Origin of the sequence: Lentzea rhizosphaerae (assembly GCF_042649515.1) — a bacterium.
GTDB classification, from domain to species: Bacteria; Actinomycetota; Actinomycetes; order Mycobacteriales; family Pseudonocardiaceae; genus Lentzea; species Lentzea aerocolonigenes.
In genome coordinates, this window is sequence record NZ_JBHRZI010000022.1 from 129,779 (window position 1) to 152,512 (window position 22,734).

Annotated in this window: 21 protein-coding genes; 9 read left to right on the plus strand and 12 right to left on the minus strand. The window is 69.5% G+C overall.

What is annotated here, in order from left to right; translation table 11 throughout:
- The gene (locus ACFOWZ_RS27030) at window positions 1–546 is read left to right on the plus strand and encodes a hypothetical protein (RefSeq protein ID WP_382376696.1); all 546 of its coding nucleotides are present in this window, start codon (window positions 1–3) and stop codon (window positions 544–546) included.
- Between the two features lie 60 nt (window positions 547–606).
- On the opposite strand, the gene ACFOWZ_RS27035 is transcribed toward ACFOWZ_RS27030, so the two are convergent.
- The 3 genes from ACFOWZ_RS27035 to ACFOWZ_RS27045 all read right to left on the minus strand — a co-directional run bounded on the left by ACFOWZ_RS27035 (window position 607) and on the right by ACFOWZ_RS27045 (window position 3,949).
- Window positions 607–1,812: a glucuronyl hydrolase gene (locus ACFOWZ_RS27035; protein WP_382376697.1), complete on the minus strand. Its 1,206-nt coding sequence runs from the start codon at window positions 1,810–1,812 to the stop codon at window positions 607–609.
- A 158-nt stretch (window positions 1,813–1,970) separates the two neighbouring features.
- The gene (locus ACFOWZ_RS27040; RefSeq protein WP_382376698.1) at window positions 1,971–2,957 is read right to left on the minus strand and encodes a GNAT family N-acetyltransferase; all 987 of its coding nucleotides are present in this window, start codon (window positions 2,955–2,957) and stop codon (window positions 1,971–1,973) included.
- A gap of 5 nt (window positions 2,958–2,962) precedes the next feature.
- Window positions 2,963–3,949 carry a hypothetical protein gene (locus ACFOWZ_RS27045; RefSeq protein WP_382376699.1) on the minus strand — a complete coding sequence of 329 codons (987 nt, stop codon included), beginning with the start codon at window positions 3,947–3,949 and terminating at the stop codon, window positions 2,963–2,965.
- A gap of 112 nt (window positions 3,950–4,061) precedes the next feature.
- Here ACFOWZ_RS27045 and ACFOWZ_RS27050 point away from each other — a divergent pair, with 112 nt between their 5' ends.
- Window positions 4,062–4,946, plus strand: a complete 885-nt coding sequence (locus tag ACFOWZ_RS27050; RefSeq protein ID WP_382376700.1) for a Ppx/GppA phosphatase family protein — start codon at window positions 4,062–4,064, stop codon at window positions 4,944–4,946.
- Here the strand turns inward: ACFOWZ_RS27050 and ACFOWZ_RS27055 are convergent.
- Window positions 4,943–5,293 (minus strand): STAS domain-containing protein, encoded by a 351-nt coding sequence (locus ACFOWZ_RS27055; protein ID WP_382376702.1) that lies wholly within the window; start codon window positions 5,291–5,293, stop codon window positions 4,943–4,945. The genes ACFOWZ_RS27050 and ACFOWZ_RS27055 overlap by 4 nt on opposite strands.
- A 126-nt stretch (window positions 5,294–5,419) precedes the next feature.
- Between ACFOWZ_RS27055 and ACFOWZ_RS27060 the strand changes: the two genes are divergently transcribed.
- Window positions 5,420–5,653 carry a hypothetical protein gene (locus tag ACFOWZ_RS27060; protein WP_382376703.1) on the plus strand — a complete coding sequence of 78 codons (234 nt, stop codon included), beginning with the start codon at window positions 5,420–5,422 and terminating at the stop codon, window positions 5,651–5,653.
- Here the strand turns inward: ACFOWZ_RS27060 and ACFOWZ_RS27065 are convergent.
- Together ACFOWZ_RS27065 and ACFOWZ_RS27070 are read right to left on the minus strand one after the other, a co-directional pair.
- Window positions 5,650–5,880, minus strand: a complete 231-nt coding sequence (locus tag ACFOWZ_RS27065) for a DUF6480 family protein (protein WP_030468811.1) — start codon at window positions 5,878–5,880, stop codon at window positions 5,650–5,652. The two genes, ACFOWZ_RS27060 and ACFOWZ_RS27065, sit on opposite strands and share 4 nt — an antisense overlap.
- A 20-nt stretch (window positions 5,881–5,900) precedes the next feature.
- The gene (locus tag ACFOWZ_RS27070; protein WP_382376704.1) at window positions 5,901–6,296 is read right to left on the minus strand and encodes an ATP-binding protein; all 396 of its coding nucleotides are present in this window, start codon (window positions 6,294–6,296) and stop codon (window positions 5,901–5,903) included.
- 96 nt (window positions 6,297–6,392) lie between these two features.
- Here ACFOWZ_RS27070 and ACFOWZ_RS27075 point away from each other — a divergent pair, with 96 nt between their 5' ends.
- Window positions 6,393–6,761, plus strand: a complete 369-nt coding sequence (locus ACFOWZ_RS27075; protein WP_382376705.1) for an STAS domain-containing protein — start codon at window positions 6,393–6,395, stop codon at window positions 6,759–6,761.
- Window positions 6,762–6,835: 74 nt separating this feature from the next.
- On the opposite strand, the gene ACFOWZ_RS27080 is transcribed toward ACFOWZ_RS27075, so the two are convergent.
- Window positions 6,836–10,984 carry a hybrid sensor histidine kinase/response regulator gene (locus ACFOWZ_RS27080; RefSeq protein WP_382376706.1) on the minus strand — a complete coding sequence of 1,383 codons (4,149 nt, stop codon included), beginning with the start codon at window positions 10,982–10,984 and terminating at the stop codon, window positions 6,836–6,838.
- Window positions 10,985–11,121: 137 nt separating this feature from the next.
- On the opposite strand from ACFOWZ_RS27080, the gene ACFOWZ_RS27085 reads away from it, so the two are divergent.
- Together ACFOWZ_RS27085 and fxsT are read left to right on the plus strand one after the other, a co-directional pair.
- Complete coding sequence (locus tag ACFOWZ_RS27085) at window positions 11,122–12,507, plus strand: PP2C family protein-serine/threonine phosphatase (RefSeq protein ID WP_382376707.1); 1,386 nt, start codon at window positions 11,122–11,124, stop codon at window positions 12,505–12,507.
- 55 nt (window positions 12,508–12,562) lie between these two features.
- Complete coding sequence (gene fxsT / locus ACFOWZ_RS27090) at window positions 12,563–15,133, plus strand: FxSxx-COOH system tetratricopeptide repeat protein (protein WP_382376708.1); 2,571 nt, start codon at window positions 12,563–12,565, stop codon at window positions 15,131–15,133.
- Here the strand turns inward: fxsT and ACFOWZ_RS27095 are convergent.
- Window positions 15,099–15,707 (minus strand): alpha-ketoglutarate-dependent dioxygenase AlkB, encoded by a 609-nt coding sequence (locus ACFOWZ_RS27095; RefSeq protein WP_382376709.1) that lies wholly within the window; start codon window positions 15,705–15,707, stop codon window positions 15,099–15,101. The two genes, fxsT and ACFOWZ_RS27095, sit on opposite strands and share 35 nt — an antisense overlap.
- Window positions 15,708–15,774: 67 nt before the next feature.
- Here ACFOWZ_RS27095 and ACFOWZ_RS27100 point away from each other — a divergent pair, with 67 nt between their 5' ends.
- Window positions 15,775–15,933: a hypothetical protein gene (locus tag ACFOWZ_RS27100; RefSeq protein WP_382376710.1), complete on the plus strand. Its 159-nt coding sequence runs from the start codon at window positions 15,775–15,777 to the stop codon at window positions 15,931–15,933.
- Here ACFOWZ_RS27100 and ACFOWZ_RS27105 read toward each other — a convergent pair.
- Window positions 15,930–16,469 (minus strand): TetR/AcrR family transcriptional regulator, encoded by a 540-nt coding sequence (locus ACFOWZ_RS27105; RefSeq protein WP_382376711.1) that lies wholly within the window; start codon window positions 16,467–16,469, stop codon window positions 15,930–15,932. The two genes, ACFOWZ_RS27100 and ACFOWZ_RS27105, sit on opposite strands and share 4 nt — an antisense overlap.
- 50 nt (window positions 16,470–16,519) lie before the next feature.
- On the opposite strand from ACFOWZ_RS27105, the gene ACFOWZ_RS27110 reads away from it, so the two are divergent.
- Window positions 16,520–18,118 (plus strand): AMP-dependent synthetase/ligase, encoded by a 1,599-nt coding sequence (locus ACFOWZ_RS27110; protein WP_382376712.1) that lies wholly within the window; start codon window positions 16,520–16,522, stop codon window positions 18,116–18,118.
- On the opposite strand, the gene ACFOWZ_RS27115 is transcribed toward ACFOWZ_RS27110, so the two are convergent.
- Window positions 18,115–18,486, minus strand: coding sequence for a MerR family transcriptional regulator (locus ACFOWZ_RS27115; RefSeq protein WP_382376713.1), 372 nt, complete (start codon window positions 18,484–18,486; stop codon window positions 18,115–18,117). The two genes, ACFOWZ_RS27110 and ACFOWZ_RS27115, sit on opposite strands and share 4 nt — an antisense overlap.
- A gap of 56 nt (window positions 18,487–18,542) precedes the next feature.
- Here ACFOWZ_RS27115 and ACFOWZ_RS27120 point away from each other — a divergent pair, with 56 nt between their 5' ends.
- On the plus strand, window positions 18,543–20,177 hold the full coding sequence (locus ACFOWZ_RS27120) for an NAD(P)H-dependent oxidoreductase (RefSeq protein ID WP_382376714.1): 1,635 nt from the start codon (window positions 18,543–18,545) through the stop codon (window positions 20,175–20,177).
- 14 nt (window positions 20,178–20,191) lie between these two features.
- Here the strand turns inward: ACFOWZ_RS27120 and ACFOWZ_RS27125 are convergent, their stop codons facing one another.
- A complete protein-coding gene (locus ACFOWZ_RS27125) occupies window positions 20,192–20,908 on the minus strand; it encodes a DUF2382 domain-containing protein (RefSeq protein WP_382376715.1) in 717 nt (238 codons plus the stop codon).
- A gap of 127 nt (window positions 20,909–21,035) precedes the next feature.
- Window positions 21,036–22,724: a dihydroxy-acid dehydratase gene (gene ilvD / locus ACFOWZ_RS27130; RefSeq protein WP_382376716.1), complete on the minus strand. Its 1,689-nt coding sequence runs from the start codon at window positions 22,722–22,724 to the stop codon at window positions 21,036–21,038.
- Window positions 22,725–22,734 lie beyond the last annotated feature (10 nt).

Sequence of the window (22,734 nt, forward strand, 5' to 3'; positions counted from 1 at the left end):
GTGAGACGGTCGATCGGATACCTGGTCGCCTGGGCGTTGGTGACCGCCGTGACCATCGGCCTGTCCTGGTTCGGCATCCGGTTGGCGATGGAACCCGCGCCCGTGGCCGCGGTGAACTCCCCGACGGGCCCGGCGGTGCTGCCGATGCCGACCGTCACCTCGATCAGCGTTCCGGTGCCCGACGACGGTCCCTCGATCAGCCCGTCCCCTGTCACGCCCTCGTCCACCAGGCCTCCCAGTTCGTCCGTTCCGGCTCCTCCCAGTAGTACGGATGCGCGTCCCACCTCGGCTCAACTTCCGCAGGGGGAATGGCAGTCGGACGGCTCGTACGTCCACGCGTTCCACCTGCGCGGCGGTGACGTGGTCGTGCGCTACCGCCAGGCGGGCGTCGAGGCTTTGTCGGCCACTCCCGCCGACGGCTGGTCGGTGGCCGTGGAACAACCCGGCGGCCCGCTGGTGGTGAACTTCCGCAACGCCGAGGGCCGCCTCTCCCGCCTGGAAGCGACGTGGTCGAACGGCCCCACCGCCCGCGTCATCGAGAAGTAGGTGTGCTCGATGAACGGCGCATTCGTCCACCTGACGTGAACGAATGCGCCGTTCATCGACTCAGAGGCCGATGGCCTTGGCGATCTGGGCGGGCTTGAGCACGCGCAGGATTGCCTCGAAAAGGTAGTAGTCGCCGTAGGGCAGCGAGACCTCCACGCCGTCCTCGGACGGCCGGTTGCGGGTGCCGCGCGCCATGATCGCCTCGGCGCGCGCCGACCTCGTGGTGAGGCACGTGCCGACCAGGCCGTCGAGGATCTTCAGGGCGCGCTCGCGGTAGCGATCGGAGCCGGTGACCTTGGCCAGGTCGAGCAGTCCGCACGCCATGATCGCGCCCGCCGACGAGTCCTTCACGTCGTTGGCGCCCAACGGAGAGCGGTAGTCCCACACCGGCACGTGGTCCGGGGTGAGCGCGGACAGCGCGAAGTCCGCCATCTTGCGGGCGGTGTCGCGGAACTCGCGCAGGCCCGTGCGGCGGTACATCGTCGTGAAACCGTAGATGCCCCACGCCTGGCCGCGCGCCCAGCAGGACGTCGGGCTGTAGCCCTGCACGGTGTTCGGGCCGATCGGCGCGCCGGTGTCCGGGTTGAAGTCGAACACGTGCGGCGTCGAGCCGTCCGCGCGGACGAAGTGCGTCTGCGTGGTTCTGGCGTGAGCGATCGCGATGTCGATGAACTTCCGGTCGCCGGTCTGCTCGGTCGCGAACGCGAGCAGGTCCAGGTTCATCATCGTGTCGATGATGACGCGGCCCGCGTTGCCCGGCGTGCCGAGCTTGCCCCACGCGCGGATGAACTTCCCGGTGGCGTTCCAGCGCTGGATCAGCGTGTTCGCCGCGTCGACCGCGCCGTCACGCCACAACGCGGCGCCGGTGAGCCGGTAGGCGGTGACCCAGGACGGGGAGAACAGGAACCCCAGGTCGTGGTCGCGGGGTTCGAGGCGGCGCGGCGCCAGCCTGTCGTTCGCGGCCTCGGCCAGCGCGCGGAACTGCGCGTCGCCGCTGTCGAGGTGCGCGAGCCACAACGTGCCCGGCCAGAAACCGCCGATCCAGCCGCCGTCGGCGACGTAGGTCCACTTCTCGAACCGGGTGATCTCCGGGAACGACGTGATGCCCGGTGCGACCGCCCTCAGCTTGGTGAGCCCGTAGTCGAGCGCGCCGCGCAGCTCGGCAGGGGAAGCGGCAGCCTCCCCGGCACCGAGTGCGACCCCGGCTCCGGTGAGCAGGGGAGTGGCCGCGGCAGACGCCAGAAGGGTGCGTCGAGACAGATTCACGAGACCGTCCAGTCCCTTTCATGTCCTTGCGCCCGGCGTCACCCTGCCAGATCCGATCAAGGTCTGTAAAGAGAAGTCAAAAATTGATTTGGCTGGTCAGATACGTGAACGCGCTGGATTTCGACGTTGTGAAAGAATTGTTCACAAGGGTGAACAATTCAGATTCGGATCAGCGTGGCGTCGAGAGGGCACGGGTGCAGTCCGTGCCGCCGCTTGAAGCTCGCGTTGCCCCTGCCGTCCTCCAGCGTGGTCCTGCCGAGCCGGATCGCCAGCCTGATCGACTCGGCGAACAGCACGCCGTACGGGCTGTACCGGCCGTCGACCGCGTAGTCGACACCGCATCTCCACGTGTGGAAGCGGGTCGCGTCGGTGAGACAGACCCCGGCCGCGACGAGCCTGCCGTGCTGCCGGACCTCGACCACGTGTGCGAGGTCGCCGAGCGCGGTCACGAACTTGGCGAACGCCGGCCCGGAGAAGAACCCGCCGTTGTCGTAACGGGTCGCGGTCTTGTCGCACAACAGGGTGATCTCGTCGAGCGCGGCGTCCTCGACGCCCACGACCTCGGTCACGACGCCGGCTTCCCGCGCTCGGCGTTCGTTGCGGCGCAGGTTCGCCCGTGCGCGTTGGCTCAGCCGGGCGAGGTAGTGCTCGTACGACCCGAGTTCGGTGGCCCACCTGGCGGCGAGGTGGCGCGCGGGCAGACCGTTCGCCCGCAACGCCACGGAGAGGTCGCTGCCGCGCCGGACGTTCTGGAAGCCGCACCACTGCGCCTTGAAGATCGACGCCGTGCGGATCATGGCGTCGAGCAACCTCGGCAGGACCTCCGCGGTGGCCGGCACGCGCGTGTCGTAGCAGTGCCAGGCGTGGCTGAGCAGTGCCCGCTGGTCGCGTGCCTCCGGGTACGCCTCGTGCAGGCGGCGCAACGGATCCGGCGCCGTCTGGAGGTAGGCGGGCGTCACGGCGACGGGCTTGTCGCCGTCACGCACCACGAAGTACGCGAACGCCTCGACGTCCGTCAGCGGCGCCTGTTCGAAGGCGGTGAGGTACGCGTGCTCGTAGAAGACCGGCGCACCGCTCTCGCGGACCACCGAATCCCAATCGGCAGCATCGATTTCCCTTATGGAGCTCGAAAACTCGATGCGCACACCACCTACTGTACGGCCTGCCAGACCGCGAAGGGCACGTCGATCTCGTCCCGGCTCAGGCCGCCGTGCTCGAACTTCCTGGAAGGGTCCGGGATCGGGAACCTCGGCGACGCGGCGACCGCCACGACCGGACCGGCTTCGGGTTGCGGCAGGCCCAGGTCGCCGGCGTGGTGCACGGTGGCCGAGGAGCCCAGAGTCGTTGCCACGCGGTCGAAAACGGCGTCCAGGCGCTCGGCCTTCGGGTAGAGCCACCTCGTGCGTCCCGCGCCGCCGGATCCGATCACGCACTCCTCGCGCACGATCGCGTCCCAGGCCTCCACGAGGTCGGGATCGGGGTCGACGGCGACCTGGCCGTGGTCGGAGTGCGCCACGACGGTCCAGCCCTGTGCGGCCCAACGGGAAGCGTGTGCGTCCAGACGCAGCATCGCCTCGTGCACCGACTCGTCGTACCCGTTGCGGTGCACGTGGTCGTCGACGTTCACGTACGTCCAGAGGAACCTGGCGTCCGGCAGCGCCTTGTCCAGGTCGGCCACCACGTTCGCGACGAGCAGGGGCGGATCGTCCGCCTGGGCGCCGAGTTTGTGCCGCGGGGGCGCGGGTATCCGGGTGCACCCCCGCAGGAGGGCCTGGGCCCAGGTGCCTTCGAGGTGGTCGAGCTCGCGGGCCGCAACGGTGGCGCCGTGCCGTTCCAGCACGGTCGGCAGGTCCGGGATCACGGGTGCGCCGTTGATGGCGTGCACGAGGCCGGATCCGTTGCGGTACACCGTTCCCGGCACGCGGTGGACGTCGGCGGGAACGCCGGTCAACGCGGTCAGCCACGCCGTCGCGGACGTCGACGGCACGGTCGAGGAGAGCGTGGAGGTGGTGGAGGCCGACAGCCAGGACTGTTTGGCCACGTCCGAGGAGAGACCGTCCACTGCCAGGACGATCACGCCGCGATCTGCCGATTTCAGGGCGCGTTCGAGCCGGGAAGGGATCTCCGCCAGTGACATCGGGTGACTGTAACGCATCTCATCGGTCCAAGATTGCCTGTTCGGGTGCTGAGTTCCGCACAATGGCCGTCGATGGGGTGGTAAAGAAGACTTGGTAGAAGGAAGGTGGCGGATGTCGGTAGGTGTTCTGGACGTCGGGTGCTTCAGCGCACACCTGGTGGTCGTGGAACGAGACCTGCTGCGTCCGCTGGTGTCCCACAAGGTCCGGCTCCGGCTGGACCGGGAGCTGGACTCGGACGGAGCCATCAGCAAGGCCGGCATCGAGTCGCTGTGCGCCGCCGTGCTCGTCGCCCGCAAGAGTGCGGGCGACGTCCCCTTCCTGCCGTTCGCCACGTCGTCCGTGCGGGACAGCGCGAACGCGGCCGAGGTCATGCGCAAGGTCGCGAGACGCACCGGCGTCGAGCTGAAGGTCTTGTCGGGCAAGGAAGAAGCACGCCTTTCCTACACCGCGGCGCGGCACTGGTTCGGTTTCAGCGCCGGCCCCATGGTGGTTCTGGACGTCGGCGGCGGCACTGTCGAGCTGGCGGCGGGATCGGGTGCGGAGCCGGACCGCGCGGTGTCTTTGCCCTTGGGGGCGCGGACTTTGACGCGGGCCGGGCTGACCGTGCAGGACATGCGGGCCGAGGTCCGCGACCGGATCGCCGCCGCGTTTCCCCGCGATGAGAGCGCTCGCGCGGTCGGGTGCTCGAAAGTTTTCGAACAGCTGGCCCGGCTCGCCGGCGCGCGCAACGACACGTACGCGTCACGTCAGTTGCGGCTCAAGGACCTGGAGAAGTGGATCCCCCGGCTGGCGAAGCTCTCGGTGCGCGAACGCGCGGCCCTGCCGGGGATCTCCCGCCACCGGGCCCAGCAGTCGCTGGCGGGCGCGGTGGTCGCGGAGGCGTTGATGAAGGTCTCGGGGCACGACGTCGTGGACATCTCGCCGTGGTCCACGAAAGAAGGCCTGTTGCTGGATCTCGTGGAGCGCTCGCGCAGCCGTGCGGAGTCAGCCGCCTAGCAACCGCTCAGCGCCGTGACGGCGTCGTCGACGTCGTTGAACAGCAACAGAAGCTGGTCGACGGCCGTCATTTCCAAGGGGCGCAACACGACTCTGCTGTCGCTGACGACGCCGAACTTCACACCGAGCTCGTCTGCCTGGCTCTGGGTCTCCACGAGGGTGCGAATCCCCTCGGATCCGAAGAACCGCACTTCCCGCAGGTCGATCACCAGTGCGGGTGGCTTGCGGTCGAGCAGCTCGGCGATCCTGCTGGTCACCGGGGCCGAGGACATCATGTCGATCTCGCCGGTGAGAGCGACGATCGGGATGGACTGGACGTAGGTGGTTCTCTGTCGAAGCTGGTTCATGTGGACTCCCGTCCGCACTGACCGTACGCGCCATCGGAGGGCGACCACAAGCCGAGCCGGTTTTCCCCAGGCCACGGCGGGTACACGCCGAGTGACCGCAAATTCCCTGATAGACGAGGAGGAGCCGTGTCGACCACGGAGACCGGTCACGTCACGGGTACGAAGGACAAGGACTACAACATCCTCTGGTTCACCGAGGCGTGCCTCGACAACGCGCTGCGCCTGGAGACGTTCATCCAGGACGCGGAACGCGACGGAGACAACGAGCTCGCGGAGTTCTTCAAGAAGGCGCAGAACGACAGCCGCAAGGGTGCCGAGCAGGGCAAGCGCCTGCTGGCGTCGCGTCTTTCCGGCAACTAGGCGAGCAGGAAGGCCTGGGTCAGCATCATCGCGGCCACCAGGACGGCGATCAGCACGATGAGCGCGATCACGATCCGCCCGGTGGTCGCCTTCGGAGGGGTCGGTTCGCGGTGGGACAGGCCCGAGGTCTGCCCGGATTCCGGCGGGGTGTCACCCGGCCGCACCCCGCCTCCGGGCTCGAGCCCCGGCGTGCGCTGCGGGTCGGGATCAGGCGGTGTCGCTGTCATAGGGCTTGAGGTACCCGTTTTCAGGACGCCAACTCGGCCCAGACCACTTTCCCGTCATCACCGGGTGTGGTGCCCCAGCGCACGCTCAACGCCTGCACCAGCTGCATCCCCCGGCCACGCGCCGAGCTGGGGTCCACGGGTCTGAGCTGAGGCTGCTTCGGCGACTCGTCGTGCACCTCGACGAGCATGCCGCCCGTCTTCCTGCTCACGGTGAGTGTGATCGGTCCCTCACCGTGGTCGATCCCGTTCGACACGAGCTCGGTCACGACGAGCTGCGCGTCGTCCGAGAGGTCCTCAGGCAGACCCCACGACGAAGCGGCGTCACGCACCACCTGACGTGCCCGAGCGCACGAGCCGCCCTCGGCGGTCAGGGTCACCCGCACCTCAGCCAGTGGGTCGTTCAACACAAGGCGCATCGTCGCACATCCGGCGGCCCGTTCGGATCTTTCAGCCCCCCGGTGGTCGCATGGTCGGCCCCCGTGCTGCACGATTTGGGTCGCACGGAGTCGGGCGTGGCGGAAGGAACGGCGACGATGGAGCTCAACGTCGGCAGCGAGGTCCAGCGGGGATGGCGTGTGCTCGCCGTCGCCGGTGAGCTGGACATCGACACCGTCCCCCTGCTGTCCGCACGGCTCGATTCGGACGTTACGGGCAGGCATGCGGTGCTGGACCTGTCGGGGTTGCAGTTCATGGACTCGACTGGGCTGGCGCTGGTGTTGGACTGGCATCGGCGGTTGGCTGAGGCCGGGGGCCAGTTGCGGATCGCCGCCACGCAGGCGCCGGTGCGCCGGTTGTTCGAGCTGGCGGACGTGGCCGAGGTGCTGAGCCTGCACGAGACGGTGGACGCGGCGGTACAGGAGTCGGCGGACACGGCGAGCTGACGCATCCCTGAGTGCACGCGGGGAGCTTTCGTTCACTCAGAGAGCACGAAAGGGCCCCGCGTGCGTCAAAAGCCTCAGGCCTCGGCTGAGACGCCGAGGTAGTAGGCGATCAACCGGATCAGGTGTTCGGTGTCCACCGGCTTCGTCACGTAGTCCGTGGCTCCCGAAGCCAGTGACTTTTCTCGGTCGCCCTTCATCGCCTTGGCCGTTACCGCGATCACCGGAAGATCGGCGTACCGTTCCATTGCCCGGATGGCCGAAATCGTCGCGTTGCCATCGAGTTCGGGCATCATGATGTCCATCAGGACGATGGCCACGTCGTCGTATTGTTCCAGCGCGCGCACGCCCGTTATGCCGTTGTCGGCGTAAATGGCTTCCAGGCCGTGTAGTTCCAGCACGCTCGTCAGTGCGAAGACGTTGCGCAGGTCGTCGTCTACGACCAGGACCTTTTCGCCGTGGAAGCGGATTGAACCCGACGCCGCGAGTACGGGGGCCGGGGTGACGATCGGGGTGGGTTCTGGGACCACGAAGGTGTCGTTGACGACCTTGCCGAGGGGGAGGCAGAGGGTGAACGTCGAGCCGATGCCCGGTTCGGAGCGGACTCGGAGGGCGCCGTTCAGGAGTTGGGCCAGTTCACGGCTGATGGACAGGCCCAGGCCCGTGCCGCCGTACTTGCGGGAGGTTGTGCCGTCTGCCTGTTGGAACGCCTCGAAGATGACGGCGAGCTTTTCGGCCGGGATGCCGATGCCCGTGTCGTGGACGTCGAACGCCACCGTTGACGGGTCGTCCATGCGGACGTGCAGGCGGATGCCGCCGTCGTGGGTGAACTTCACCGCGTTGGACAGGAGGTTGCGGAGGATCTGTTGCAGGCGGTGCTCGTCCGTGCGGAGGGTTTCCGGGACGTTCGGGTCGACCCTGACGGAGAACTCCAGGTTCTTCTCGGCGGTCAGGGGGAGGCAGAGGGTTTCCACGTAGCGGACCAGTTCGTCCAGGCGGACCGGGTCCTCGTGCAGGGTCATGTGGCCCGCCTCGACCTTGGTGAGGTCGAGGATGTCGTTGATCAGCTGCAGGAGGTCCGAGCCGGAGGAGTGGATCGTGCGGGCGAACTCGACCTGTTTGGCGTTGAGGTTGCCGTCGAGGTTGTCGGCGAGGAGCTTGGCGAGGATCAGGAGGGAGTTGAGGGGGGTTCGGAGTTCGTGGGACATGTTCGCCATGAACTCGGACTTGTACTTCGACGCCGTCTGGAGCTGGCGTGCTCGGTCCTCCAGCTCCTCGGAGCCGGCCCTGAGCTCGGTCGTCAGGCGCTGGGACTCGACCAGGAGGGCATCGGTGCGGGAGTTGGCGAGCATCGTGTTCACGTTGACGCCGATGGCCTCCTTGAGCTGGTCTAGGAGGTCCAGGTGGACGTCGGTGAAGACGTTCAGCGAGGCCAGTTCGATCACGCCCAGCGTCTCGCCCTGGAACAGGATCGGCAGGATCACCAGGTTCACCGGTGCCGACTCGCCCAGGGCCGACGAGACGGTCAGGTAGCCGCCCGGCACGTCCTTGACCAGGATCGTTTTCTTCTCGACCGCGGACTGGCCCACGAGTGACTCGCCCATCGCGACGTGCGTCACGCGGGCGGCGTCCAGGCGGAAGCCGTAGGAGGCGGTGAGCTCCAGGGTCTGCTTGGCGTCGTCGTCTTCCTGGACCTGGAAGAACGCGCCGTGGTGGGCGCTGACCAGCGGCGTCAGCTCGCTCATGATCAACGACGCCAGCGCGCGGAGGTCGCGGTGGCCCTGCATCAGGCCGGACAGGCGGGCCAGGTTGGTCTTGAGCCAGTACTGCTCGCGGTTCGCGCGGGTGGTCTCCTTGAGGTTGGCGATCATCTGGTTGACGTTGTCCTTGAGCTCGGCGAGCTCTCCGGAGGCGTCGACGGTGATCTGCCTGGTCAGGTCGCCCGCGGTCACGGCGGTGGCGACAGCGGCGATCGCGCGGACCTGGGTGGTCAGGTTGGACGCGAGCTGGTTCACGTTGTCGGTCAGCTTCGACCACGTGCCCGCCACGCCGTCGACCTCGGCCTGGCCGCCGAGCTTGCCCTCGGTGCCGACCTCTCGGGCGACACGAGTGACCTCGTCCGCGAACGACGAGAGCTGGTCGACCATCGTGTTGATCGTGGTCTTGAGCTCCAGGATCTCGCCGCGGGCCGAGACGTCGATCTTCTTCGTCAGGTCGCCCTGGGCGACGGCGGTGGTGACCTGGGCGATGTTGCGCACCTGGTTGGTGAGGTTGTCCGCCATGAAGTTCACCGAGTCGGTGAGGTCCTTCCACGTGCCGGCCACGCCGGACACGCGCGCCTGACCACCGAGGATGCCCTCGGTGCCGACCTCGCGGGCGACGCGGGTGACCTCGTCACCGAACGCGCGCAGGGTGTCGACCATGCCGTTCAGCGTGTCGGCGAGGGTCGCGACCTCGCCCTTCGCCTCGACGGTGATCTTCTTCGAGAGGTCGCCGTTCGCGACGGCGGTGGCGACGGCGGCGATGTTGCGGACCTGGTCGGTCAGGTTGTCCGCCATCAGGTTGACGTTGTCGGTCAGGTCCTTCCACGTGCCGGCGACGCCCTGCACGCGGGCCTGACCGCCCAGGCGGCCGTCCGTGCCGACCTCGCGGGCGACGCGGGTGACCTCCTCCGCGAACGACGACAGCTGGTCGACCATCGTGTTCAGGGTCGACTTCAGCTCCAGGATCTCGCCGCGCGCGTCGACGGTGATCTTCTGCGACAGGTCGCCGTTGGCCACCGCGGTCGCGACGTGCGCGATGTTGCGGACCTGGTTGGTGAGGTTGTTCGCCATGAAGTTGACGTTGTCGGTCAGGTCGCGCCAGGTGCCCGCGACGCCGGGCACGGTCGCCTGACCGCCGAGACGGCCCTCGGTGCCGACCTCGCGGGCGACGCGGGTGACCTCGTCCGCGAACGAGGACAGCTGGTCGACCATGATGTTGATGGTCGACTTGAGCTCGAGGATCTCGCCGCGGGCGTCGATGGTGATCTTCTGGGTCAGGTCGCCGCGCGCGATGGCGGTGGTGACCTGGGCGATGTTGCGGACCTGGGTCGTCAGGTTGTTCGCCATGACGTTCACCGAGTCCGTCAGGTCGCGCCACGTGCCGGCGACGCCGGGGACCTGTGCCTGACCGCCCAGCCGGCCGTCCGAGCCGACCTCGCGGGCGACGCGGGTGACCTCGGCGGCGAACGAGCTGAGCTGGTCGACCATCGTGTTGATCGTGGACTTGAGCTCGAGGATCTCGCCGCGCGCGTCGACGGTGATCTTCTGGGTCAGGTCGCCCTGCGCGACGGCGGTGGTGACCTGGGCGATGTTGCGGACCTGCGTGGTCAGGTTCTCCGCCATGAAGTTCACGTTGTCGGTCAGGTCGCGCCACGTGCCGCCGACGCCGGGCACCTTCGCCTGGCCGCCGAGCTTGCCGTCCGTGCCGACCTCGCGGGCGACGCGCGTGACCTCGTCCGCGAACGACGAGAGCTGGTCGACCATCGTGTTCAGTGTGTTCTTGAGCTCCAGCATCTCGCCGGAGACGTCCACGGTGATCTTCTGGGTCAGGTCGCCGTTCGCCACCGCGGTCGCGACCTGGGCGATGTTGCGGACCTGGTTGGTGAGGTTGTTCGCCATCGAGTTGACGTTGTCGGTCAGGTCGCGCCACGTACCTGCGACACCGGGGACCTTCGCCTGACCGCCCAGGCGGCCGTCCGTGCCGACCTCGCGGGCGACACGCGTCACCTCGTCCGCGAAGGACGACAGCTGGTCGACCAGGCCGTTCACCGTCGACCCGAGCGTGGCGAACTCACCGCGCAGCGTCTGGTCGGACATGCGCTTGGTCAGGTCGCCCTCGGCCACGGCGGCGAGCACGCGGCTCAGCTCGGTCGTCGGCCGCATCAGGTCCTCGACCAGGCCGTTCACCGAGTCGGCGATCAGGGACCAGCCGCCGGCGGTGCCGGCGGGCGCCACCCGTTCGGTGAGCCTGCCCTCCTGGCCGACCGCCTGCCGGACCCTGCCCAGCTCACCGGCGAGCCACTGGTTGCGCTCCGCGATCTCGTTGAACACGTCCGCGAGCGCCGACACGGGCCCGTTCCCCGGCACGACGAGCCTGCGGCGGAAGTTGCCGTCACGCAGGTCTCTCATCGCCGAGAGAACCCGTTCGAGGGTCGCGTCCGTCTCTTCGTTGGCCGTGGTCACTCCAAGCCTCCGTGCCTCGGTGGTCGCAGCCAAGACTGCCACGTTAGGTTGGGAGCGAGGTAACTTGATGCCGCGATGCACGCCAACGACCCGCAGGAGGCCGTGATGATCCGGCCGTCTGCGCAGGACACAAGCGGATGAGCAGCGCCGTGGGCATCGACCTGGACGGCTGGCAGCGCCTGGTGGACGGGCTGCGCGAAGCCGTTCTCGTCGTGGACCCCGCCGGGGTGGTGCGCGTGCGCAACGCCGCGGCCGCCGACCGGTTCCCCCGGTTGTGCGTCGGCGAGCGCTTCGACGTGCACGTCGCAGGGCGCCAGCACGACCTCGGCGAGGGCTGGAGTGCCTGGTACTTCACGGACTCCACGCTCGACCACGCGCATCTGCGGCTCGCGGGCGGCACCTCGCGCGAGGTCACGCTGAAGACCATCGTGCAGCTCGCGGCGGAGTTGCTGGGGGAGCACTGCGTCGCCGTGGTGCCCGCCACGCGTGACCGCCTGGAGTGGTGGAGTTGCGGCGGCGGCGAACCCTCGGTGACGCGCACACCCCGTCGCGCCTCCACGTTGACGGAGGTGCTGACGGGCACGTCGACGCTGACCAGGATCACCTCTTTGGGTGAAGGTAGCTGGGGCGTGCCGGAGGACTTCGGCTGCGCCCTGGCCGTGCCGCTGGGCGTCGGCGGCGCGTTGGCGGTGCTGCGCCGCGGCGACTTCGCGCCGCACGACGTCGAGCGCGTCCGGTTGTTCGGCAAGCACGCCGCGGTGGCGCTGGAGTCCGCGTCGAAGCTGACCGAGCAGCAGCGGATGATCGAAGTGCTGCGCTCGGCCCTGCTGCCGTTGCCGTTGCCCGAGGTGCGTGGCGTGACGCTGGCCTCGGTCTTCGTCCCGGCGCACCAACGCGCGCTGGTGGGCGGCGACTTCTACGACGTGCACCCGCGCACGGACGGGACGGCGACGTTCGCGCTGGGCGACGTCTGCGGCCACGGCCTGGAAGCCGCAGTCCACAGTGGACGGGTGCGGCAGTCGTTGCAGGCGCTGTCGCTCGTCGAGACGAACCCGGTGCGGTTGCTGCACCTGCTGAACACCTCGTTGCGCGCCACCGGTTCCAAGCTCTTCACCACGATCGTCGTCGGCGAGCTCGTGCCGCTGGCGTCGGGCGGAGTGCGCCTCTCACTCGCGGCCGGCGGCCACCCCGCACCGCTGATCCTGCGCGCGGACGGCACGGTGCAGGAGGTGAGCGCGCCGGGTGCGATCGTCGGCATCCTGGCCGACGTCCGGTTCCACGGCGAGCAGGTCACCCTGGCACCCGGCGACACGCTGGTGCTGTACTCCGACGGCTTCACCGAGGCCCGCGCCCACGCCGACCGCACCGAGCTGTTCGGGGAGCAGCGGCTGCGGACGGTTCTCAAGGAGTGCAAGGGGTTGTCGGCGGAGGAGATCGCGCGGCACTGCGAGGAGGCGGTGCTGAAGTGGCTGGATCGCGACGACCACGACGATCTGGCGCTCCTGGCTGTTCAGGCCGTGTGATTCCTTTGCGTGGTGGAATTGCAACGTTCTGCGCTCCCGAGACGATCTGAGTGCCATGGCGATTCCCCGGCGGGTGTTCATCAGTCACACGTCGGAGCTGCGGCGCTTCCCGGCCGACCGGTCCTTTGTGGCCGCCGTGGAGTCGGCGGTGTCGCGGGCAGGTGACGCGGTGGTGGACATGGCCTACTTCGCCGCCCGAGACAACACCCCCGCGGACGTCTGCCGCGAAGCTGTGGCCGGTGCGGACGTGTACGTGCTCGTGGCCGGGTTCCGCTACGGCTCACCGGTCCGCGACCGCCCCGAGCTGTCCTACACCGAGCTGGAGTTCGAGGCGGCCGGCGAACTGGGCCTGCCCCGGCTGGTGTTCCTGCTCGGCGACGACACGGACGGCCCTGCGGGCCTCTTCCGCGACCCGCAGCACGGCGCGCGGCAGGAGGGGTTCCGGCAACGCCTGCAGGACAGCGGCGTGACGGCCGCCGTGGTGTCGACACCAGGTGATCTCGAAGCATCGGTGCTGCACGCCCTGACCGATCTGCACCGCCCGCAGACCACCGTCGGCGGTGGGGCGGTGACGCGGGTGTGGAACGTGCCCGGCAGGTCCGCGCTGTTCACCGGCAGGGAGGACCTGCTGGAGGAACTGCGGGCGGCGCTCGCGGGGGACAGCCCCGCCGTCGTGCAGGCACTCCACGCGATGGGCGGCGTCGGCAAGACCACCACGGCGATCGAGTACGCGCACCGGTACGCCCGCGACTACGACGTGGTCTGGTGGGTCTCGGCCGAGCGCCCGGAGCTGATCGCGGAACAGTTCGCCGAGCTGGCGCAGGCGTTGCGCCTCGCGGTGCCGGGTGAACCGGTCGAAGCCGTGCTCGCCAGGGTGCTCGGCCACCTGTGGGCGCACCCGAGGTCGTTGGTGGTGTTCGACAACGCCGAGGAACCCGGCGGGCTGACCCGGTTCCTGCCGGGCGGCGAGGCCCGCGTGCTGATCACCTCGCGGTGCCCCGACTGGCAGGGCGTGGCAACCCAGGTCGAGGTCGCCCTGTTCGAACCGGCGGAGTCCGCCGCGTTGTTGCGGGCGCGGGTCGCGGGTCTGGGCGACGCGGACGCGCGACGACTCGGGGAGGCATTGGGCCACCTGCCGCTGGCGTTGGACCAGGCCGCGGCACTGCTGGCCGAAGGCGGCCTGACCCCCGAGAGCTACCTGAACCTGCTGGAGACGCGTGCCGCGGAGCTCCTGCACCACGACTTCTCCGACGAGAACACGGCTGGTGGCCGGCTGTCGGTGGCGGCTTCGTGGTCAGTTGCCTTCGACGCCCTCGCGGCCCGTGACGTGGCCGGGCTGCAGCTGCTCACGCTGCTGGCGTGGCTGGCGCCGGAACCGGTGCCGCTGACCCTGATCACCGACCACCCGGAGCTGTTGCCCGAGCCGTTGGCCACCACGGCGGCAGACCCGCTCGCACTCGCCGCGACCCTGCGCAGGCTCAAACGCCGTGCGCTGGCCCGGGTCGAGACGGGAAGCGTTCTGCTGCACCGCGTTCCCGCCGCGTTGCTGCGCAGCCGCCTCTCCGCGTCGGACGACAGATGGCCTGTGATCGCACTTCGCCTGCTGCGCAACGCGGATCTTGGCTATGCGTGGAACACCCCCGCTGCCTGGCCTGCCTGGCACCGGCTGCTGCCCCACGTCCTCACCGCCACCGCACCCGATCGCACCGCGTTCCTCAGCTCGAACTCGGAGGACCTCACCTGGCTTCTCCACCTCAGGGCCGTCTACCTCGTCAGCCGCGATCAGCCACGCCAAGCCCTCGCCCCCGCGCAAAGGGCACACGCCATTCGCCGGCGAAGCCACGGCGACGACGATCCCACCACCCTCGACTACGTGCACGACCTCGCGCTGATTCATCGAGTGCGGGCGGAGTACGTGAGGGCGCAGGAGCTGGACGAGGACACCTTGCGACGGCGGCGTCGGCTGCTCGGTGACGATCATCCGGACACCTTGAGGTCGGCCAACAACCTCGCCGTCAACCTGTCCAGCTCCGGGGAGTACGTGAAGGCGCGGGAGCTGGACGAGGACACGTTGCGGCGTCGGCGCCGGGTGCTCGGTGATGATCATCCGGACACCTTGATGTCGGCCTGCAACCTCGCCGTCGACCTTTACGGCTTGAAGGAGTACGTGAAGGCGCGGAAGCTGGACGAGGACACGTTGCGGCGTCGGCGCCGGGTGCTCGGTGACGATGATCCGGACACCTTGCTGTCGGCGAGCAACCTCGCCATCGGCCTGTCCAGCTCCGGGGAGTACGTGAAGGCGCGGGAGCTGCATGAGGACACGTTGCGGCGTCGGCGCCGGGTGCTCGGTGACAATCACCCCGACACCCTGACGTCCGCCAGCAACCTCGCCGACTGCCTGTTCCAGCTGGGCGAACACGACAAAGTCCGGGAGTTGGATGAGGACACGCTTCAGCGTCGGCGGCGTGTCCTGGGCGATGACCACCCAGCCACCATCAAGTCTGCCCGCCACCTCGCCGACGACTTGAGACGGCTGGGGGAACACGACAAAGCACAAGCCCTGGAGCAGTGGGTCCAGGGTCGCGAGGACCTCAACGAACCCCGCGAGGACGGAACTGAACGCTGATCCGCGGCCCCACAAGCTTCGAAGTCTTCGGCACCGCGTGCTCCCACGTCCGCTGACAAGACCCGCCCATCACCAGCAAATCCCCGTGCCCCAACGCGTACTTGTGCGTCTCCCCACCCCCACGCGGCCGCAGCAACAACGCGCGCGGCGTCCCCACGGACAGGATCGCCACCATCGTGTCCTCGGTCTGTCCCCGCCCGATCGTGTCGCCGTGCCACGCCACGCTGTCCCGCCCGTCGCGGTAGTAGCAGAGCCCGGCCGTGGTGAAGGGCTCGCGCAGCTCCGGCAGGTAGTGCTCGGACAGCGCCGCGCGGGCCTCGGTCAGCACGTCGAACGGCAGCGCACCGCTGTAGAAGCAGAGCAGGCGCGGCACGTCGACCACGTTGTCGTACATCTGGCGGCGCTCGGCTCGCCACGGCACCTCGGAGACGAGCTGGTCGAAGAGCGCGTCGGCGCCGGACAGCCAGGCGGGCTGGACGTCGATCCACGCACCGTGGCCCAGCTCGGTGCGGCGCGGGGCCAGCGGGGTCAGCACCGGCTCCGCCTCCAGGTCGAACAGTGAACCCTGGCGCATGGTTCGCAGCATAATCGAACGTGTGTTCTAGTGCTAACGAACTGGGGCTCCAGCAGATAGATCAGGTATGACTGGGGAAGAAGACGAAAACGAGACCGGGCAGTTCGACCAGAACCGCACGAACATCATCTCGGGCGACACGACCGGCGCCGTGATGCAGATCGGTCACATCGCCGGCGACGTGGTGATCAACGCCCGTGAGAGCACGGAGAACGACCAGAGCTAGGGCTTCAGCACGGCCCAGACGGCGTCCGCGATGATCTCGCGCGCCTCGCCCAGGTCGAACACCCCGAGCAGGAACCGGCGCACCGACTCGTGCGCCGGCCCCATCACCACGGGCTCCATCGCCCACGGCGGCACCGCGCGCAGCTCGCCGGACGCCATCCGTTCGAGGAACCACGTCAGGACCGGCTCGAACTCCGCCTGCTTGGCCGACGGGTCGGCGTGGTCGGGAGCCGCGTACAGGAAGCGGGCGCGACTCGGGTTCGCCGTCACCCAGTCCAGATAGCGCAGCACCAGGTCTCGCACCACGTCACTGGCCGGGCGTGCGGAAAGGGCCGGTCGCATCGCCGCGACGCAGCGGGCGTAGCTGTCGGCGTAGAGCTGGGCGAAGACGCCCGCGCGGCTGCCGAAGTGGTGGTAGATGCTGCCGTTCGACATGCCGGAACGCTCGGTCAGCGCCGCGATGGTGACGGCGTCGAGGCCGCCTTCTTCGACGAGCTTCAGGGCGGCGTCGAGGAGAGACTGTCTTCGGTCGGCCACGAGAGTTAGAGTACCGCTCTGGAGCGACGCTCCAGAGAAGGGGAGAAGCAATGGCGCTGTCGATTCCCGGCCTGCTGCGCGACAGGGTCGCCCGCACGCCCGACGCCGAGGCGATGCGGTACCGCGACAACGGTGGCTGGGCGACGCTGACCTGGGTCCAGCTGCAGGAACGCGTCGCGGAGGAAGCGTTCGGGCTGCGCGAGAAGGGTCTGCGCAAGGGCGACCGGGTGGCGCTGATGGGGCGCACCAGCATCGAGTGGATCGTCACCGACCTCGCCGTGCTCGCCGCCGGGGGCGCCACCACCACGATCTACCCGAACAGCACCGCCGCCGAGGTCGCGCACATCGTCAACGACTCGGGCAGCCGCATCGTGGTCGTCGAGACCGACGAGCACGCGGGGCTCGTGCCGGACGGCGTCGAGGTGCTGCGGTTCGGTCAGGTTCCCCGGAAGAACGGCGACTACGACGCGTTGATCGACGAGCTCAGGCCCGACGACCTGGCGACGTTGATCTACACCTCGGGCACCACGGGCACGCCGAAGGGCGTCGAGCTCACCCACGAGAACTGGCTGACGACATCGGAAGCCATTGCGTCCCTAGGCATTCTGCAGCCCACCGACCTGCACTTCCTGTGGCTGCCGCTCTCGCACGCGTTCGGCAAGGTGCTCACGATGGCGATGATCGCCGCGGGCGTGCCCACCGCCGTCGACGGCAGCGTCGAGCGGATCGTCGACAACCTCGGCGAGCTGCGGCCGTCGATCGTGGCCGCCGCGCCGCGCATCTTCGAGAAGATCCACGGCCGGATCGTCGCGGGGGCGCGGGAGAAGGGCGGGCTCACCGAGAAGATCTTCCGGTGGGCCGACCGCGAGCACGGGCCCGCGACGCGCTGGCTCGCGGACCGGCTGGTGTACCGGAAGCTGCGCGAACGCGTCGGCGGGCGGATCCGCTACTTCGTGTCGGGTTCGGCGCCGCTCGCCGGTGAGATCGCGGAGTTCTTCGAACGGGCAGGCATCACGATCCTCGAGGGCTACGGGCTCACCGAGTCGTCCGCGGCGACGTTCTTCAACCGGCCGGGCATGATCAGGATCGGCACGGTCGGCCCGCCGATCCCCGGCATGGAGGTCAAGATCGCCGCCGACGGCGAGGTCCTGCTGCGCGGTCCCGGCGTCATGCGCGGCTACCACAACCGGCCCGACGCCACCGCCGAGACGTTGATCGACGGGTGGCTGCACACCGGTGACATCGGCGAGGTCGACGACGCCGGACGGTTGAAGATCACCGACCGCAAGAAGGAACTGATCAAGACCTCCGGCGGCAAGTACGTGGCGCCCACCCGGATCGAGAGCATGATCAACGCGGCGTCGCCGTACATCAGCAACGTGATCGTGCACGGCGACCGCCGCAAGTACTGCGTGGCGCTGGTGACGCTCGACCCGGACACGGCGAAGGGCCTCACCAACGCCGAGGAAGAGGTCGAGAACGCGATCAAGACCGTCAACGGACAGCTCGCGCGGCACGAGACGATCAAGCGCTTCGCCGTGCTGGAGCACGACTTCAGCGTCGAGGACGGGTTGCTGACCGCGTCGCTGAAGCCGCGCCGCCGTGAGATCGAGAAGCGCTACGCGGACACCCTCGACAGCCTTTACTAGCCGAGCCTGTCCACAACGCCGCACAGCGGGCCGCCCGCCTGCATCTCCGCCAGCGAGGTGCGGAGGTCGGCCAGGCGGCGCTCGGACTCGTCGACCAGCGCGGCGGCCATGCGGCCCCACTCCTGCGTGCCGGCCGACGGTGACAGGTCCGCGAACAGCTCTGCTATCTCCCGGACGGTCAGCCCCACCCGCTGGGCCAGCTTCGCGACCTTGATCCGGCACGAGGCGGAGTCGTCGAACACGCGCCGGCCCCCGCCGTCCCTGGTGGCGGTGATGACGCCGTGCTTCTCGTAGAACCGGACGGCGGAGGGCGCGACACCCGCGGCACGGGCCACGTCGCCGACGGTCAGTGCGATGGCATGCGTCATACCGCCACGGTAGCGAGCTTGACCTCAACATAGGTTCAACTTGCAACCTGGCGATCATGAGTGCACAACTGGAATTCGTCGTCGTGGTCGCGAGTGTGCGGGAGCCGAGGATCGGGCGGACGGTCGCGGACTGGGTGGTCGCGCAGGTGCCCGGCGGCATCCGCACCCGCGTGGTGGACCTCGCCGAGGTCGAGCTGCCACCGGACGCCGATCTGCGGCCCGGCGGTGGGGCGCGGACGCCGGTGTCGGACGTGCTCGCCGCCGCGGACGGCTTCGTCATCGTGACGCCCGAGTACAACCACGCCTACCCGGCGAGCCTCAAGCGCTTCCTCGACTGGCACCACGGCGAGTGGATGTTCAAGCCCGCGACTGTCGTGCCCTACGGCGTGCGTGGCGGGCTGCTGGCGGGGGAGCACCTGCGTCCGGTTCTCGCCGAGCTGTCGATGGTCACCACCCGGCGCATGGTCGCGCTCTCCGCGCCCTGGGAACACCTGTCGGAAGGCCGCTACCACCCGCCCGCCGGTGAGCACACGGCCATCGGCCAGGCCCTGCGCGAGTTGACGTGGTGGGCGCACGCCTTGCGCCGAGCGCGCCACGACCGCCCGTACGCGCTGGTCGACTGGCTGGGCGCGCAGCGCGCGGACACGGACGCGGAGGCGCTCGCCGATCTGGTGGGGCACGCCTCGGTCGTCGGGCTGGGCACCGGGACTCGGGCGGGGCGGGAGACGTTCGCGGTCGTGGCGCGGACGACGTGGTCGCTCGTCGAGCGGGGTTTCCGGGTGATCGCGATCCTCGACAACCCGCGGGTCGTCGAGTTGTACGACCGGTACGTGCGCGGCGAGGACGTCGACGTCGAGGCCGCGCTGCGCCAGGCGTGGGGACCGTGGCGCACCGAGGAGATGCGCGAAGCACTGGAGTCGCTGCGACGACGCAACGCCGAGCACCCCGGCGACCCCGTGCGCGTGGTCGGTGTGGGCGGATCGAAGGTCCTGCCCGCCGACTACGACCGCGTGCTTGACCTGGTCGCCCCGCCGGAGGCAGCGAAGATCCGTGAGCTGTTCGACGTCATCCGCACCGCCCACGACAGCGGTGAACACGTGCAGCGGGCGCACGGCACCCATCCCGGCGTCCCGTTCGTGGAACTCGCCCGCGAGGCACGGGCGATCGCGGGCCAGGCCGGTGCCGAGGCCGGCGGCCTCCTCGACGCGATCGTCGACCACCACGCGAACGCGATCGGCGTGGGGTACGACGCCGACCGCGAGGAGCGCGCGGCCGCCGAGCGGGTGCTGGCGCTGCGCCCCGCACGGGTCGTGCTGTGGGAGGGCAGCGCGCACGTCGCCGCGGACGCCATGATGGGCGGACACCTGCGTGCGGAGCTGGGCGAGGCGTACGCGGCGGTGCACGTGACGTTCGGCCACGGCCGGGCCCACGGCGTCGACGTTCCCCCTCCGGCGACAGGCTCTCTCGAGGACGTCCTGGGCGCGGCGGGCGGTGCGCGGACCGTGCCGCTGGGCGACGGAGTTCCCGCGGCTCTCGACGCGCCGTGGCGGACACGGCTGATCTCCGGCGTCTACGACCCGGCCCGCGACGGCGAGCACTACCTCGAGGTGCGGTCGCTGAGCGGTGCCTACGACGCTCTCGTCTTCGTTCCGGAGATCTCCCCGGTCAGCGCACTGGTGTCCGCCGGGTGAGCGGCCGGCTCACCTCAGCGGCGGTCGTCGTCGCGCTCGACGTCCACGCGTTCCTTGCGGACGTCGCCCTTGACGTTGCGCTGCTCGGTGACCGCGTCCTTCTCGAGCCGGACGCGCTCCACGGCCTCCGTGCGCTTCTGCACCACCGGTTCCTCGCGGTGCAGGGTGACCTCCGCCCGTTCGTCGGCGAACGCCCTGCCCGCGGCGCCCTTCGCGGGCTCGCGCACGACCCGGACCTCCTCGTGCGTCACGGGAACGGTGACGTTGCGCTGCTCGGTGACGGTGTGCTTGACCAGCCGCACCCTGCCCGTCTCGACGTTGCGGGTGCCGACGTCGAGCTTCTCCTCCGAGAGCGTCACCTCGGCCGCGTCACCGCGCTTGCCCGGGAGCCGGTCGTGCTCACCGGTCTTGGCCCGCGGGATCATCCCGTAGTGCCGGTAGAGCGCCTCCTGCTCCTCGTCCGACATGTGGTCGTCGGAGATGTGCACGCTCGGCGCGTCCTTCACCTGCTCCTTGGCGACGGGGACGGTGATCGCGCCGCCCGCCACGTGGCCCTGCTGGATCGGGACGAAGCTCTCCTTCATCCCGAACAGTCCGGTGTGGACCTCGGCCCACATCGGCGCCCCGGTGCCGTCGTCGAGCCACACCTGTTTGACGGAACCGATCTTCTCGCCCTTGTTGTCGATCACGTCGCAGTCGTACAGAGCCTCAACGTGCGTCTGATCGATCATCGTGCTGTCCTCCCGCGTCGGCTGTCCGCTTGCCAACGCGAGGTACCCGCCGCCGCGGGAGCGATCGCAGGTCCCCACCGACCAGGTGACCGCGCCCGCACGGCGGATTCAGCCGATCAGGCGACACTCAGTCGCAGACCGCCCCGCGCGAAGCCGAGCCGACGAGCTTCGCGTACTTGGCCAGCACGCCGCGTTCGTAGCGCGGGGGCAGCGGCGCCCAGCCTTCCCGGCGGCTCTCCAGGTCGGCGTCCACGTCGAGGGTGCCCTCGGCGACGTTCAACGTGATCCGGTCGCCGTCGCGGACGAACGCGATGGGCCCGCCGTCGACCGCCTCCGGCGCCACGTGCCCGACGCACAAGCCCGTGGTGCCGCCGGAGAACCGGCCGTCGGTGAGCAGCAGGACGTCCTTGCCGAGGCCCGCGCCCTTGATCGCCGCGGTGATGGCGAGCATCTCGCGCATGCCGGGCCCGCCCTTCGGGCCCTCGTAGCGGATCACCACGACGTCGCCCGCGGTGATCGTGCCGTCCTCCAGCGCGTCCATCGCCGCACGTTCGCGGTCGAACACCCGCGCGGTGCCGGTGAAGACGTCCGAGTCGAAGCCCGCGGACTTGACCACGGCGCCTTCCGGGGCGAGCGAGCCCTTGAGGATCGTGATGCCGCCGGTGTGGTGGATCGGCTTGTCGAGCGCGCGCAGGACCAGACCGTCGGGGTCGGGCGGCGCGATGTCGGCGAGGTTCTCGGCCACCGTGCGGCCGGTGACCGTCAGGCAGTCCCCGTGCAGCAGGCCGGCGTCCAGCAGCGCCTTCATCACCACGGGCACGCCGCCGATGCGGTCGACGTCGGTCATCACGTGCCGTCCGAACGGCTTGACGTCGGCCAGGTGCGGCACGCGCGCGCCGATGCGGCTGAAGTCGTCCAGCGACAGCTCGACGCCGGCCTCGTGCGCGATCGCGAGCAGGTGCAGCACGGCGTTGGTGGAGCCGCCGAACGCCATCACGACGGCGATCGCGTTCTCGAACGCCTCGCGCGTCATGATCTGCCGGGCGGTGATGCCCCGGTGCAGCATCTCGACCACGGCCTGCCCTGACCGTCGCGCGAACCCGTCGCGGCGCCGGTCGGTGGCCGGGGGAGCGGCGCTGCCCGGCAACGACATGCCGAGGGCCTCCGCCGCGCTGGCCATGGTGTTCGCCGTGTACATGCCGCCGCACGCGCCCTCGCCGGGGCAGATCGCGCGCTCGATCAGGTCGACGTCCTCACGGCTCATCAGGCCCCTGGAGCACGCCCCGACGGCCTCGAAGGCGTCGATGATCGTGACTTCCTTCTCGGTGCCGTCGGTCAGCGTGACCCGGCCGGGCAGGATCGACCCTGCGTAGAGGAAGACGCTCGCGAGGTCGAGCCGGGCGGCGGCCATCAGCATGCCGGGCAACGACTTGTCGCAGCCCGCGAGCAGCACCGAACCGTCCAGGCGCTCCGCCTGCATCACCGTCTCGACGCTGTCCGCGATCACCTCGCGCGAGACCAGCGAGAAGTGCATGCCCTCGTGGCCCATGGAGATGCCGTCCGACACGGAGATCGTGCCGAACTCGAGCGGATACCCGCCCGCCGCGTGCACGCCGTCCTTGGACGCCTTGGCCAGGCGGTCCAGCGACAGGTTGCACGGCGTGATCTCGTTCCACGACGAGGCGACGCCGATCTGCGGCTTCTCCCAGTCCTCGTCACCCATGCCGACGGCCCGGAGCATGCCGCGCGCGGCGGTGCGCTCCAGGCCGTCGGTCACGTCGCGGCTGCGTGGCTTCACGTCCGGTGTCTCGGTCATGAAGGCACGC

Excerpts from the sequence above, each read along its gene's own strand:
- ACFOWZ_RS27095 (WP_382376709.1), bottom strand. The coding sequence starts at position 15,707 with ATGCGCCAGGGTTCACTGTTCGACCTGGAGGCGGAGCCGGTGCTGACC.
- ACFOWZ_RS27045 (WP_382376699.1), bottom strand. The coding sequence starts at position 3,949 with ATGTCACTGGCGGAGATCCCTTCCCGGCTCGAACGCGCCCTGAAATCG.
- fxsT (WP_382376708.1), top strand. The coding sequence starts at position 12,563 with ATGGCGATTCCCCGGCGGGTGTTCATCAGTCACACGTCGGAGCTGCGG.
- ACFOWZ_RS27115 (WP_382376713.1), bottom strand. The coding sequence starts at position 18,486 with ATGACGCATGCCATCGCACTGACCGTCGGCGACGTGGCCCGTGCCGCG.
- ACFOWZ_RS27065 (WP_030468811.1), bottom strand. The coding sequence starts at position 5,880 with ATGACAGCGACACCGCCTGATCCCGACCCGCAGCGCACGCCGGGGCTC.
- ACFOWZ_RS27120 (WP_382376714.1), top strand. The coding sequence starts at position 18,543 with ATGAGTGCACAACTGGAATTCGTCGTCGTGGTCGCGAGTGTGCGGGAG.
- ACFOWZ_RS27085 (WP_382376707.1), top strand. The coding sequence starts at position 11,122 with ATGAGCAGCGCCGTGGGCATCGACCTGGACGGCTGGCAGCGCCTGGTG.
- ACFOWZ_RS27055 (WP_382376702.1), bottom strand. The coding sequence starts at position 5,293 with ATGAACCAGCTTCGACAGAGAACCACCTACGTCCAGTCCATCCCGATC.
- ilvD (WP_382376716.1), bottom strand. The coding sequence starts at position 22,724 with ATGACCGAGACACCGGACGTGAAGCCACGCAGCCGCGACGTGACCGAC.
- ACFOWZ_RS27070 (WP_382376704.1), bottom strand. The coding sequence starts at position 6,296 with ATGCGCCTTGTGTTGAACGACCCACTGGCTGAGGTGCGGGTGACCCTG.
- ACFOWZ_RS27100 (WP_382376710.1), top strand. The coding sequence starts at position 15,775 with ATGACTGGGGAAGAAGACGAAAACGAGACCGGGCAGTTCGACCAGAAC.
- ACFOWZ_RS27125 (WP_382376715.1), bottom strand. The coding sequence starts at position 20,908 with ATGATCGATCAGACGCACGTTGAGGCTCTGTACGACTGCGACGTGATC.
- ACFOWZ_RS27110 (WP_382376712.1), top strand. The coding sequence starts at position 16,520 with ATGGCGCTGTCGATTCCCGGCCTGCTGCGCGACAGGGTCGCCCGCACG.
- ACFOWZ_RS27050 (WP_382376700.1), top strand. The coding sequence starts at position 4,062 with ATGTCGGTAGGTGTTCTGGACGTCGGGTGCTTCAGCGCACACCTGGTG.